The organism is Streptomyces sp. NPDC053542, assembly GCF_044544685.1.
Classification (GTDB): domain Bacteria; phylum Actinomycetota; class Actinomycetes; order Streptomycetales; family Streptomycetaceae; genus Streptomyces.
This window is the reverse complement of sequence record NZ_JBITXL010000001.1, coordinates 723,269-736,667: the sequence shown is the minus strand read 5'-3', so window position 1 is coordinate 736,667 and position 13,399 is coordinate 723,269. Positions and strand designations below refer to the sequence as shown.

9 protein-coding genes are annotated in these 13,399 nt (G+C 71.3%); 4 read left to right on the top strand and 5 right to left on the bottom strand.

Features of this window, described 5'->3' with window-relative positions; genetic code table 11:
* Positions 1 to 25 precede the first annotated feature (25 nt).
* Positions 26 to 1,399: a cation:dicarboxylate symporter family transporter gene (locus tag ACIGXO_RS03180; protein WP_399779436.1), complete on the top strand. Its 1,374-nt coding sequence runs from the start codon at positions 26 to 28 to the stop codon at positions 1,397 to 1,399.
* A 132-nt stretch (positions 1,400 to 1,531) separates the two neighbouring features.
* Here the strand turns inward: ACIGXO_RS03180 and ACIGXO_RS03175 are convergent, their stop codons facing one another.
* A complete protein-coding gene (locus ACIGXO_RS03175; RefSeq protein WP_399779986.1) occupies positions 1,532 to 3,022 on the bottom strand; it encodes a Gfo/Idh/MocA family protein in 1,491 nt (496 codons plus the stop codon).
* A gap of 343 nt (positions 3,023 to 3,365) precedes the next feature.
* Between ACIGXO_RS03175 and ACIGXO_RS03170 the strand changes: the two genes are divergently transcribed.
* Positions 3,366 to 4,745, top strand: coding sequence for an alpha-amylase family protein (locus tag ACIGXO_RS03170; RefSeq protein ID WP_399779434.1), 1,380 nt, complete (start codon positions 3,366 to 3,368; stop codon positions 4,743 to 4,745).
* A gap of 118 nt (positions 4,746 to 4,863) precedes the next feature.
* Here the strand turns inward: ACIGXO_RS03170 and ACIGXO_RS03165 are convergent, their stop codons facing one another.
* The gene (locus tag ACIGXO_RS03165) at positions 4,864 to 7,806 is read right to left on the bottom strand and encodes an FAD-binding and (Fe-S)-binding domain-containing protein (RefSeq protein WP_399779433.1); all 2,943 of its coding nucleotides are present in this window, start codon (positions 7,804 to 7,806) and stop codon (positions 4,864 to 4,866) included.
* 52 nt (positions 7,807 to 7,858) lie between these two features.
* Positions 7,859 to 8,317, bottom strand: coding sequence for a MarR family winged helix-turn-helix transcriptional regulator (locus tag ACIGXO_RS03160; RefSeq protein ID WP_399779431.1), 459 nt, complete (start codon positions 8,315 to 8,317; stop codon positions 7,859 to 7,861).
* A gap of 143 nt (positions 8,318 to 8,460) precedes the next feature.
* Here ACIGXO_RS03160 and ACIGXO_RS03155 point away from each other — a divergent pair, with 143 nt between their 5' ends.
* Together ACIGXO_RS03155 and ACIGXO_RS03150 are read left to right on the top strand one after the other, a co-directional pair.
* Entirely contained in the window at positions 8,461 to 10,332 is a 1,872-nt protein-coding gene (locus ACIGXO_RS03155) for an ABC transporter ATP-binding protein (RefSeq protein WP_399779429.1), read from the top strand.
* Positions 10,333 to 10,558: 226 nt separating this feature from the next.
* Positions 10,559 to 11,191 carry an AAA family ATPase gene (locus tag ACIGXO_RS03150; RefSeq protein ID WP_399779427.1) on the top strand — a complete coding sequence of 211 codons (633 nt, stop codon included), beginning with the start codon at positions 10,559 to 10,561 and terminating at the stop codon, positions 11,189 to 11,191.
* 29 nt (positions 11,192 to 11,220) lie between these two features.
* On the opposite strand, the gene ACIGXO_RS03145 is transcribed toward ACIGXO_RS03150, so the two are convergent.
* Both ACIGXO_RS03145 and ACIGXO_RS03140 read right to left on the bottom strand, forming a co-directional pair.
* Positions 11,221 to 11,865: a lactate utilization protein C gene (locus ACIGXO_RS03145; RefSeq protein WP_399779425.1), complete on the bottom strand. Its 645-nt coding sequence runs from the start codon at positions 11,863 to 11,865 to the stop codon at positions 11,221 to 11,223.
* Positions 11,862 to 13,379, bottom strand: a complete 1,518-nt coding sequence (locus ACIGXO_RS03140) for a lactate utilization protein B (protein ID WP_399779423.1) — start codon at positions 13,377 to 13,379, stop codon at positions 11,862 to 11,864. The genes ACIGXO_RS03145 and ACIGXO_RS03140 overlap by 4 nt, the downstream gene beginning before the upstream one ends.
* Positions 13,380 to 13,399 lie beyond the last annotated feature (20 nt).

The window sequence follows — 13,399 nt, the reverse complement described above, 5'->3', positions numbered from 1 at the left end:
ATCGCTCGCCCGCCGAGCAGGCCGCATGCTGCGCACCAGTCTGTTCACGCAGGTCCTCGTCGCCCTGCTCATCGGAGTCCTCGTCGGACGGTTGTGGCCGGAGTTCGGCTCGGCCGTCCAGCCGCTCGGCGACGGCTTCGTCCGCCTCATCAAGGCGATGATCGCCCCGCTCGTCTTCTGCGTCGTCGTCGCCGGCATCACCAAGGCCGGTGATCTCAAGGCATTCGGGCGGATCGGCCTCAAAGCGCTGATCTGGTTCGAGGTGGCGACCACCATCGCGCTCGTCGTCGGCCTGCTCGCGGGCAATGTCTTCGGTCCCGGTACCGGCATGAACGTCGACCCGGCCTCGCTCGACCAGAGTGCGGTGGACGAGAAGACCGGCGGCGGGCAGCTGCCGTCGACCTCGCAGTTCGTCCTCGAGTCGCTGCCGGACAGTGCGGTCGGGGCGTTCGCGGAGAACTCGCTGCTCCAGGTCCTCGTCCTGTCCTGCCTGGTGGGCGCGGCACTGCTGCACCTCGGGCAGGCGAAGGTGCCGCAGATCCTGCCGTTCATCGAGCAGGCGCAGGAGGTCGTTTTCACGATCGTCGGCTACATCATGCGCCTCGCGCCGCTCGCCGTCTTCGGGGCGACCGCGCACCTCGTGGGGGAGTACGGCCTCGGCGCGATGACGACGTACGCGAAGCTCATCGCGGTCTGTTACGGCGTCGCGCTGGCCTTCCTCGTGCTGCTGGCGCTCGCGCTCAAGGCCGTCACGGGGCTCAGCCTGTGGAAGTTCGTCCGGTACACCCGCGAGGAGCTGCTGCTGGCGCTGGGCACGGGCTCCAGCGAGACGGTGATGCCGCGCATGATGCAGAAGCTGCGTGCCGCGGGCTGCCGGGACGACGCGGTCGGGCTGGTGCTGCCGACCGGTTACTCGTTCAACCTCGACGGTGCGTCGATTTATCTCTCCATCGGCACGCTCTTCATCGCGCAGGCCGTCGGGGTCGATCTGTCGATAGGTCAGCAAATCACCGTTGTGCTCATCCTGATGCTGACCAGCAAGGGGATGGCGGGCGTACCCGGTTCGGCGTTCCTGGCGCTGTCGGCGACCGCGTCCGCGCTGGGCGTCATCCCCGCGGCGGCGGTGGCGCTGCTGCTCGGCGTCGACCGGATCATGGACTCGATGCGGGTCGTCACCAACCTGCTCGGCAACTGTGTCGCGGTCTTCGCGGTCTCCCGCTGGGAGGGCGCCCTGGACCGTGTGACGGCGAAGAAGGTCCTCGACGGCGAGGCGCCCGCCGCGCCCGAAGCGGCGACCACCACACCGCCCGCCCCTGCCGCCTCCGGCACGCCCGCGGCGTCCGGTGACCCCGCCGCCGCAGCGAAGCCCGTCACCGCCGACGCACCCGTCGACAAGTGACCTCGCGGGGCCCGGCTCAAAGCCGGGCCCCGGCAGCCGCCACCAGCCACGGCGTCCGCCGCCACACCGTCACGGCGTCCGCCCGTCACACCGTCACGGCGTCCGCCCGTCACACCGCCACGGCGTCCGTCGTCACCCCGTCGGCTTCTCCGAGTCCATCCCCGGACGGGCCTTCTTCCAGTCGCCGCGTGTGAAGTCCGGGATCTCCAGGGGCATGCCCTGCGCCTTGATCGACAGGTCGCTCAGGGGTACCGGCGCGGTCCAGGTCGCCGCGTCGTACACGTCGAAGTCCGGTACCAGGCCCAGGTGCAGGCACTGGGTCAGCCGGAAGACCAGCATGTAGTCCATGCCGCCGTGCCCGCCGGGCGGATTCGCGTGCTCCTTCCACAGCCAGTGGTCCCACTCCGCGAACTCGCCGAAGTCGTGCCACTGGTCATCGCTGTGGCCGGGCTCGAGGTAGATCCGCGACGGATAGTCCTCGAAGACGCCCTTCGTGCCGCCGAGGCTGTTGATGCGGCTGTAGGGGTGCGGGGTGGAGACGTCGTGCTCCAGGCGGATCACGCGGCCCTTGGCGGTCTGGACGAGGGAGATCGTCCGGTCGCTCTCGATGTACGTCTCCTTCCAGCTCGGGTCGCCGGCCGGCATGTGCTCCTTGCGGTACGCGGCCAGGCCCAGGGAGGGCGTGCCGAAGCTGGAGATCCGTACCGCCCGGTCACCGCGGTTGACGTCCATGTAGTTGGCCACCGGCCCGAACCCGTGGTTGGGGTACAGGTCGCCGCGCAGCCGGGTGTGCCACAGCCGGCGCCACGGCCCCTCGTAGTAGTCCGGGTCGAACATCAGGCCGCGCAGGTCGTGGTTGTAGGCGCCGGCGCCGTGCAGCAGGTCGCCGAAGAGGCCCGCGTGCGCCATCCGCAGCACCCGCATCTCGTTCCGCCCGTAGCAGCAGTTCTCCAACTGCAGGCAGTGTCTGCGGGTCTGTTCGGAGAGGTCGACCAGCTCCCACAGCTCCTCGAGCCGGAGCGCTATCGGACACTCGACGCCCACGTGCTTGCCGTTGAGCATGGCCGTCTTCGCCATCTCGAAGTGCCAGTCCCAGGGCGTGGCGACGTACACGAAGTCGATGTCGCCGCGCTTGCAGAGGTTCTCGAAGTCGTGGTCGCCCTTGGTGTAGACGGCGGGGGCCGGCTGGCCGGCGTCGGTGACCTTCTTCGCGGCCTTGGCGGTCTTCTCCTTGACCGGGTCGCAGATCGCCACGACGCGGGTGTTCGGCACGGCGAGGAAGAGGTCGATCATGGAGCCGCCGCGATTGCCGAGGCCGACGATGCCGACGCGTACGGTGCTGCGCCCTTCGAAGGGCACGCCGATCATCGTCGCGCCGCGCCGCTTCGGGGCCGCCGCGGTGTCAGGAGCGGAGCCGGCAGAGGCGGGCGACGCGGCAGAGGTCGACGGCGCCGCCGACCCGGCCGCCGATGCCGTGCCCGCAGCCATGCCGGCGAGTCCGAGCCCGGCGCCCGCGGCGCCCGCGGTCCACAGCACCGAACGGCGGCTCGGCCGGGCCCCGCCGGCCGCACCGCTGCCGGCCGCACCGCTGCCGCCGGTCGCACCGGCCCGGCCATCGGCCATCCCGGCCCCGCCGTCGGCTGCGTCGGTGCCGTGCTCGTCGTGAGGCTCAGGTCGTGCGTCGTGCATGGGTCCTCCCGGGGTGCGGATGGTGCGCGGCGAAAACGTCCAAGCTCGAAGAGGACCCTGGTGGTTGAGACCACTGGGCCACAAGAGGGCTCATTGGACTCCTGGGGCGAGTTCTTGGACTCTTCTCTTGCGCAAGCCCATGGAAATTCTTGCGGAATGCCTTGACGTGTTCACTTCGTAAAGGCAGGCTCCCTCGCGGAATCCCCCCACGGCGGCCAGGCGCGTGGCTGCCTTCGTGGACGCGTCCCCCACCGCGTCCGTAGGAAGAAGGAGCCGCATGTTGCACCAACGATCACGGATACTCGGTGGCACGCTGGCCGGCGTGCTCGTCGCCGCCGGCCTCGCGACCCTCGCGCCCTGGCAGTCCGAGGCCACCCCGCCCGGCGAAAAGACCGTCACCGCCACGCTGTTCGAGCGGCCGTACGCGGACGTCGGCAAGGCGTGCACCGACCAGCTCGGCCCCGCCGGCTACGGCTACGTCGAGGTCTCACCCGCCTCGGAGCACATCAAGGGCGACCAATGGTGGACGTCGTACCAGCCGGTGAGTTACAAGATCGCGGGCCGGCTCGGCGACCGCGACGCCTTCGCCGCCATGGTCTCCGCCTGCCACAAAGCCGGCGTCAAGGTCATCGCCGACGCCGTCATCAACCACATGTCCTCCGGGTCCGGCACGGGCACCGGCGGCACGCAGTACACGAAGTACCACTACCCCGGGTACTACCAGGACCAGGACTTCCACTCCTGCCGCAAGGACATCTCCGACTACGGCAACCGCGACGACGTGCAGAACTGCGAACTGGTGGGGCTGTCGGACCTGGACACCGGCAGCGACGCCGTCCGCACCACCATCGCCAAGTACCTCGACGACCTGCGCTCGCTCGGCGTCGACGGCTTCCGTGTCGATGCCGCCAAGCACATGGCGGCCGACGACATGGCCGCGATCAAGGGAAAGATGAGCGACCCGGGTTTCTGGGTCTCCGAAGTCATCTACGGGGGCGGCGAGGCGGTCAAGCCGGAGGAGTACACGGGGATCGGCGACGTCGACGAGTTCCGTTACGGGGGCCACCTCAAGAGCGCCTTCCAAGGGGGCAGCATCGCCCAGCTGAAGTCCGTCGCCGACGGCAAGCTCAGCAGCGGGTCGGCGCGTACCTTTGTCGACAACTGGGACACCGAGCGCAACGGTTCGACGCTCACGTACAAGGACGGCGCGACGTACACGCTCGCGAATGTCTTCATGCTGGCCTCGCCCTACGGCTCGCCCAACGTCTTCTCCGGCTACGAGTGGTCCGACAAGGACGCGGGCCCGCCCAGCGGCACCGACGGCTGGACGGACATGCACGCGAAGCAGGAGATCACCGGCCTGGTCGGGTTCCGTAACGCGGTCGGCGACGCCGAGTTGACCGACTGGTGGGACAACGGGTCCAGCGCGATCGCCTTCGGCCGCGGCGAGAAGGGCTTCGTCGCCCTCAACGCGGGCGACGGCGAGCTGTCCGAGACCTTCGCGACGCCGCTGCCCGCCGGTACGTACTGCAACGTCGCAAAGGCCGCACCGGACTCCTGCGACGGCAACACCGTCACGGTCGGCGACGACGGCAAGGCGCGGCTGACCGTGCCCGCCAAGGGCGCGGTGGCCCTGCACGTGGGCGCCAAAAGCTGATCACCTGGGTGCCGAAAACTGAGCACGTGGACGCCAGGAGCTGACCACGAGCGCCAAGAGCTGAACGCACGCCACGTACGCCAACACGCACGCGTACACGTACGGCGCGGCCCGTCCCTCAGACGGGCCGCGTCGCCCGTTCCAGTTCCAGCAGCACCGAGTAGTACCCCCGGCCTTGAGTCGCGTGGTCCATGCCCACCTCGCACATGCGGTTCGCCGACAGGTGCGCGTCGAAGTGACGGGACGTCACCTCGGCCGCCTCCCGGGCCGTCGCCGCCTCGGTCAGCTCTTTGTGCAGCATCCCGCGGTCGCCCGCGAAGGCGCAGCAGCCCGCGTCGTCCGGTACCACGACCTCCTGGGCGCACGCCTCGGCGACCGTACGGAGCTGCGCCTCGTCACCCAGATGGCGCATCGAACAGGTGGGGTGCAGCACTACGGAGTCCACGGTCCGCACCACCTCCAGGTGCGGCAGCAGTTCCTCGGCCGCCCACACGACGGAGTCCACGACGGTCAGCTCGGCGTGCAGCTGCTTGTTGTCCTCGGTGAGGTACGGGACGACCTCGTGGGCGATGCCGAGCGTGCACGAGGACGCGTCGACGACCAGGGGGAGGCGGCCGCCGGCGGTCCAGCCCCAGGCCGCTTCCACGATGCGGTTCGCCATCACGGCGTTGCCCTCGTCGTACCCCTTGGAGTGCCAGATCGTGGCGCAGCAGGTGCCCGCGACGTCATCGGGGATCCAGACCGGCTTGCCGGCCCGCCGGGAGACCGCGACGACGGCCTCGGGGAGGGAGGGCCCCACGTATCCGTCCGGTTCGCCGAAGATCCGGTTGACGCACGCCGGGTAGTACACGGCGACCGCGTCCTGCTTACGGGTGGGCGGCAGCCGGCGGGCCGCCGCGCCCGGGAGCTCGGGCAGCCAGCGCGGTACGAGGTCGGGGCGTACGGCCTTGCGGGCGGCGTCCGTCACGGTCTCCAGCAGCCGGTCGCCGATGCGGTCGCTGATCCGCTCGGCCGCGGCGACCGCGAGCCGTGCCGACGCCTCGACCGCTTTGAAGCGCTTGGCGGCGAGCACGGCGGCCTTCTCCTCGCGCGGGGAGTGCCGGCGGTGCCGGAAGTCCTTCATCATCGCGCCGGTGTCGATGCCGACCGGGCAGGCCAGCTTGCAGGTCGAGTCGCCCGCGCAGGTGTCGATGGCGTCGTAGCCGTACGCGTCCAGGAGCGCGCCGGTGACGGGCGAGTCCGGGCGCTGGCGCATCATTTCGCGGCGCAGCACGATGCGCTGGCGGGGTGTCGTGGTGAGGTCACGGCTGGGGCAGACCGGCTCGCAGAAGCCGCATTCGATGCAGGGGTCGGCGACCGCCTCGACCTCGGGGATGGTCTTCAGGCCGCGCAGATGGGCTTTGGGGTCGCGGTCCAGGAGGACGCGCGGGGCGAGGATGCCGTGCGGATCGAACAGGTCCTTGATCCGCCACATCAGGTCCGTCGCACGTGGTCCCCATTCCAGCTCCAGGAAGGGCGCGATGTTGCGTCCGGTGGCGTGCTCCGCCTTGAGCGAGCCGTCGAAACGCTCCACTGTCATCCGGCAGAAGTCGTCCATGAAGGCCGCGTAGCGCGCCACGTCCGCGGGCTTCGCCGCGTCGAACGCGAGGAGGAAGTGCAGGTTGCCGTGGGCGGCGTGGCCGGCGACGGCGGCGTCGAAGCCGTGCCGGGCCTGCAGCTCCAGCAGCGCCGTGCAGGCGTCCGCGAGCTGTGCGGGCGGTACGGCGAAGTCCTCGACGAGCAGCGTCGTACCGGAGGGCCGGGAGCCGCCGACCGCGGTGACGAACGCCTTGCGGGCCTTCCAGTAGCCCGCGATCGTGCCCGGGTCGCGGGTGAACTCATTGGTGACGGACTCGACCGGCGCGACCAGTTCCAGGTCGCCGAGCACCTGTTGGGCGGCCTCTTCGAACGCCGTCTGACGTTCTTCGTCCGGGGCGCGGAACTCCACGAGCAGCGCGGTCGTTTCCGTGGGGAGTGCCGCCCAGTCGGCGGGTACTCCGGCGACGCGGACCGAGGCGCGCAGCGTGTTGCCGTCCATCAGCTCCACGGCGAGCGCGCCCGCTTCGTTGAAGCGCGGGACGGCGGCGGCAGCGGCCCGCAGATCGGGGAAGAAGAGCAGTGCGGTGGAGGTGCAGCGGTCCAGGGGCAGGGTGTCGAATACGGTCTCGGCGATGAAGCCGAGCGTGCCCTGCGACCCGACGATGAGGCCGCGCAGGATCTCGACGGGGGTGGCGCCGTCGAGGAAGGCGTCGAGCCGGTAGCCGTTGGTGTTCTTGAGCTCGTACTTGGCGCGGATACGGGCGACCAGTTCGGGGTCCGCCTCGATCTCCGCCTTCAGGGCCAGCAGCCCTTCGCACAGGGCCGGTTCGGCGTGGGCCAGCTCCTCGTCGGCGGCCGGGTCGGCGGTGTCCACGACCGTGCCTGACGGCAGTACGACCGTCGCGGAGGCGAGCGTGCGGTAGGAGTTCCGGGTGGTGCCGGCCGTCATGCCGGAGGCGTTGTTGGCGACGACGCCGCCCAGGGTGCAGGCGATGGCGCTGGCGGGGTCGGGACCGAGCAGCCGGCCGTGGCGGGCGAGCGCGGTGTTGGCCCGGACGACGGTCGTCCCCGGGCCGATGCGGGCCTGCTCGCCGTCGCCCAGTACCTCGATGCCGGCCCAGTGGCGGCGCACGTCGACGAGGATGTCCTCGCCCTGGGCCTGGCCGTTGAGGGAGGTGCCGGCGGCGCGCAGGACGACCTTGCGGCCGTGGCCGTGCGCGTAGGAGAAGACCGCCGAGACGTCGTCGATGTCCTCGGCGAGCACGACCACCTGCGGGACGAAGCGGTAGGGGCTCGCGTCCGAGGCGTACTTCACCAGGTCGGAGAGGCCGTGCAGGACCTTCTCCGGGCCGAGCAGGGCGATCAGGTCGCCGCGCAGCGGCTCGGGCGTCCCCGAAGCCTGCTCGTCGGCCACCCGGTCGACGGCCGGGCCCCCGGTCGTGGCGGGGCGCAGTACGGTCGGCTCCGGCTCCAGCAGCGGCATGGTTTCTCCTCGTCGGCGGCCCGCCGGTAGCGGCCCATCGGTCCAGCGTCCTTCAGCAGCGCCGCCCCGGCTCGGCGACCAGGGTGGACAGCAGCCCGCCGAGCTGCTCGCGCTGGTCGGCGGTCAATGGAGCCAGGATGTCCTCCGCGGCGGCCCGGCGCGCGCTCCGCAGCGCCCCGAGTGTCGTGCGTCCGGTATCGGTGAGCTCGATGCGGATGACGCGGCGATTGGCCGGATCGGGTACGCGGCGTACGGCGTCGGCCGCTTCGAGCGCGTCCACGAGGGTGGTCACCGCGCGCGGTACGACATCCAGACGCGCGGCCAGATCGGCCATGCGGGGCGGCGTGTCGGAGTGCTCCACCATGCGGAGCAGCCGGGACTGCGCGGGTGTGATGGCGAACGGTTCGAGGTGCCGCTTCTGGGCGCGGTGCATCCGCCGGGTCAGCCGTACCAGCTGTTCGGCGAGGTCGGTGTCGGGGGCGATGCGGGGGCCGGACTGGGGGGAGGACATGCCGGGAGGGTATCAGGACCATGTTCATTGTGAGTATAGGTAACAATGAGCTACGCTCGGCTGGCGCCCGTCCGGCCGGGCGCCGAGAGGAGCGGCTCAAGAGCCGCGCAGCGTCCTCTCGCGGAGTCGCCTGAAGGAGCTCATTGCGTCCCGACACCATTGACTGGACCCCGCCGCCCAAGGACGAGCAGCAGCCCGTCCAGGTACGGCGGATCCTCCGCCTCTTCCGCCCGTACCGCGGTCGGCTGGCCCTGGTGGGCCTGCTGGTGGCCGCCGCCTCACTGGTCTCCGTCGCCTCGCCGTTCCTGCTGCGTGCGGTCCTCGATGTGGCCATTCCGGAGCGGCGCACCGGTCTGCTGAGCCTGCTCGCCCTCGGCATGATCGTCACCGCCGTGATGAACAGTGTCTTCGGTGTGCTGCAGACGCTGATCTCCACCACCGTCGGCCAGCGCGTCATGCACGACCTGCGGACCGGCGTCTACGCCAAGCTGCAGCGGATGCCGCTGGCGTTCTTCACCCGAACGCGCACCGGCGAGGTGCAGTCCCGCATCGCCAACGACATCGGCGGCATGCAGGCCACCGTCACCTCCACGGCGACCTCCCTGGTCTCCAACCTCACCAGCGTCGTCGCCACCGTCGTGGCCATGCTCGCCCTGGACTGGCGGCTCACCCTCGTCTCCCTCCTGCTGCTCCCGCTTTTCGTCTGGGTCAGCCGGCGGGTCGGCAACGAGCGCAAGCGGATCACCACCCAGCGGCAGAAGCAGATGGCCACGATGTCCGCGATGGTCACCGAATCGCTCTCGGTCTCCGGCATCCTGCTCGGCCGCACGATGGGCCGCGCCGACTCGCTCACCGAGAACTTCACCAAGGAATCCGAAAAGCTGGTCGGCCTGGAGATCCGCGCCAACATGGCGGGCCGCTGGCGGATGGCCACCATCGGCATCGTCATGGCGGCCATGCCCGCGCTGATCTACTGGGCCGCCGGTCTGGTCCTCCAGCTCGGCGGTCCGGTCTTCTCCATCGGCACGCTCGTCGCCTTCGTCTCCCTCCAGCAGGGCCTGCTGCGCCCGACCGTCTCGCTGCTCACCACCGGCGTGCAGATGCAGACCTCGCTGGCGCTCTTCCAGCGCATCTTCGAATACCTCGACCTGCCGGTGGCCATCACCGAGCCCGCGAAGCCGGTGCGGCTGGCGGCGCCCCGCGGCGAGGTCCGCTTCGAGGACGTCACCTTCGCGTACGACCCGGCCGCCGAGCCCACCCTGAGCGGCATCGACCTGACCGTACCGGCCGGCGGCAGCCTCGCCGTGGTCGGCCCGACCGGCAGCGGCAAGTCCACGCTCAGCTATCTGGTGCCGCGGCTGTACGACGTGACCGGCGGCCGCGTCACCCTGGACGGGGTGGACGTCCGCGAGCTGGACTTCGACACGCTCGCCCGTTCGGTGGGCGTGGTCTCCCAGGAGACGTACCTCTTCCACGCCTCGATCGCCGACAACCTGCGCTTCGCGAAGCCCGAGGCGACCGACGAGGAGATCCGCCGCGCCGCGCGGGCCGCCCAGATCCACGACCACATCGCCGCCCTGCCCGACGGCTACGACACCCTTGTGGGCGAGCGCGGCTACCGCTTCTCCGGCGGCGAGAAGCAGCGCCTGGCCATCGCCCGCACGATCCTGCGCGACCCGCCCGTGCTGGTACTGGACGAGGCCACCAGCGCGCTGGACACCCGTACCGAGCACGCCGTCCAGCAGGCCATCGACGAGCTCTCGGCGGGCCGTACGACGATCACCATCGCGCACCGGCTCTCCACCGTCCGCGACGCCGACCAGATCGTCGTCCTGGACGCGGGCCGGATCGCCGAACGCGGCACGCACGACGAACTGCTGGCCGCCGACGGCCGTTACGCGGCGCTGGTACGCCGGGACGCGCATTCGGCACCGGACGGACCGGCACCGGACGCGGACGGGCCCGAACCGGACGGACAGGAGCCGATGGCCCCGCCACGCGCGGCCGTCTCCTAGGTCGTGTCCGCAAAGTCCCGTCGTCCGCCCGGAGGGCGGGGCCCGCGGCGTCTGGTGCGTGCAATCGCAAGGCGGAGGGTCGTCCTCGTAGTGGGTCTACGTGGACGATCCCGACAACGCAGCGAGCGTTGGGGTATCCCCTGCTCGAGCGAAGCCGAGAGCTTGGGGAAGTGCCAGGCGTCGCGGGCCAGGCGGGACTTTGCGGACACGGCCTAGGCTCGGCCCCATGCTCCTGTGGATCAACGGCCCCTTCGGGGGCGGCAAGACGCAGACCGCGTACGAGATCCGGCGGCGCCTGCCCGGCAGCGTGGTCTGCGACCCCGAGCACATCGGCTTCGGCCTGCACCGGACGCTGCCGCCCGCGCTGCGCGGCGACTTCCAGGACCTGCCGGCCTGGCGGCAGGGCGTGTACGAGGTGCTGGAGGCGGCCCTCACCGGGCACGACGGCACGGTGATCGTCCCGATGACCGTCGTGGAGCCCGCCTACTTCCAGGAGACCGTCGGCCGGCTGCGCGACCGCGGCCACGACGTGCGGCACTTCGCCCTGCTGGCGGACCGCCGGACGGTGCTGCGGCGGCTGCGCGAGCGCGGCGTCGGGCGCGCCCTCCATCTCCTTTCAGGACGGACCGCGCCCCCACGTCACGAAACGTTCGCCGTACGGCGGCTGGACCGGTGCCTGGAGCAGCTGGCGAAACCGGAGTTCGCCGAGCACCTGTGGACCGACCGCCTCACCGTCCCCGAGGTGGCCGGCCGCATCGCCGCCTCGGCCGGCCTGCGGCTGACTCCGAACACCGACGGCCCCCTCCGGGCCAGGCTCCGCCGGGCCGGCGTCGGCCTCCGCCACATCCGCTTCGACTGACCGACCCGCGCGCTGCTGTGCAGTACGCCTCACGGCGTCATCAGCACCACCTCCAGCGTCCGCGGCCCGTGGACGCCCTCCACCCGGTCCAGCTCGATGTCGCTCGTCGCGGACGGACCCGAGATCCAGGTCAGCGGGCGCTGTGGGGCCAGCCGCTCCAGCGCCTGCGGCACCGACGCCACGACCTGCTCCGGCACCCGTACGACGCAGATGTGATGGTCCGGTACGAGCGTGATGCGCCGGCGGCCCTGGTCCGGGCCCCCGTCCAGGACGATCGTCCCGGTCTCGGCGATGGCGACCGCGCAGCCCGTCACCACGCTGTCCACCGCGTCCAGCTCGCCGGGCGTGGTCCCCGGCACGTCCGGCACCACTTCCAGGTCACAGGCCGCCAGCCACTCGGGCGGCAGCCCCGCCGGGGCCACCACCGACCGCGAACCCCGTTCGCCCAGCAGGTGCGCGAGCAGGCCCGGCAGCCCGGCGGCGTCGATGTCGTGGACGATCGCGCGGTAGTCCGCGAGGTTCTCTGCCAGCAGCTGCAGGGTGTCCTCGGTGGGGAGCTCGCCGTGCACCCGCAGATAGTCCCTCGGCACCGCCGTCTCCTCGGGGCCCGACCCCCGCGGTACGTCCGCCAGCGCCCGGCGCACCCGCGCCAACACCACGTCCCGGCTGCTCACTTCCCGCTCTCCTCACGTCCGTCGCCGTGGCCCTCACGTCCGCTGCCGCGCTCCCCGCCTCGGGTGCGCTGCCACCAGTCCCGGAACGACTCCGCCGGTACCGGTGGCAGGTCGCGGGTGTCCGACCAGGCGCGCCCCGGCCCAGGCAGCCGTCGCGGGTGCAGCTTCCGGGTGCGGGCCGCCAGTCGCTGGCCCGCGCGCAGTACCCCGGGCCGGTCGAAGACCAGGCCCGCGGCCCGCATCGCCGCTCGCTCCGCCGCATGCCCCTTCGCGGGCTTGATCAGCGTCTTCACCCCGCGCCGCGTGACCTTGCCGCCCTCCACGACCCGCTCCCGCAGATGCACCAGCACCTCCGGAATGTCGATCGCGACCGGACACACCTCGTAACACGCCCCGCACAGCGACGACGCGTACGGCAGGGAGGCGTCCAGCGCGCTCGCCGTGCCGCGCAGCTGCGGCGTGAGGATCGCGCCGATCGGCCCCGGGTAGGCCGAGCCGTACGCGTGCCCGCCGGCCCGCTCGTACACCGGGCAGACGTTCAGGCAGGCCGAGCAGCGGATGCAACGCAGCGCCTGCCGGCCCACCGTGTCGGCGAGCGTGTCCGTCCGCCCGTTGTCCAGCAGGACCAGATGGAACGTCTGCGGCCCGTCGCCGTCGGTGGTGCCCGTCCACATCGAGGTGTACGGGTTCATCCGCTCGGCCGTGGAGGAGCGCGGCAGCAGCTGAAGGAAGACCTCGAGGTCCTGCCGGCTGGGCACCACCTTCTCGATGCCGACGACGGAGATCAGCGTCTCCGGGAGCGTCAGGCACATCCGCCCGTTGCCCTCGGACTCCACGACCACGAGCGTCCCGGTCTCCGCGACCATGAAGTTGGCGCCGGAGATGCCGACCTTCGCGCGCAGGAACTTCTCCCGCAGGTGCAGCCGGGCCGCCTCGGCCAGATCGCTGGGCCGGTCGGTCAGCCCCTCCGGCGCGGGCCGCCCCCAACTGCCCATCTCGGAGCGGAAGATGTCGCGGATCTCGGAGCGGTTGCGGTGGATCGCCGGGACCAGGATGTGCGACGGACGGTCCTTGCCGAGCTGCACGATCAGCTCGGCAAGATCCGTCTCGTACGCGCTGATCCCCGCCTCCTCCAGCGCCTCGTTCAGCCCGATCTCCTGCGTGGCCATCGACTTGACCTTGACGACCTCGCGCTCGCCGGTGGCCCGCACGAGACGCGTCACGATGCGGTTGGCCTCCGCCGCGTCGGCCGCCCAGTGCACCTGGCCGCCCGCCGCGGTCACCGCCTCCTCCAACCGCTCCAGATAGTGATCCAGATGGCGCAGCGTGCGTTCCTTGATCGCCCGCCCCGCCGTGCGCAACTGCGCCCAGTCCTCCAGCTCGCCCACCGCCCTGGCCCGTTTGTCCCGGATGGTGTGCGTGGCATACCGGAGATTGGCGCGCAGCCGGGTGTCGCGGGTGGAGCGGTCGGCGGCCGCCGGGAAGGCGGGCATGCCCAGGTCGGTGACGCTCACAGCACGTTCCCTTCGCTCGG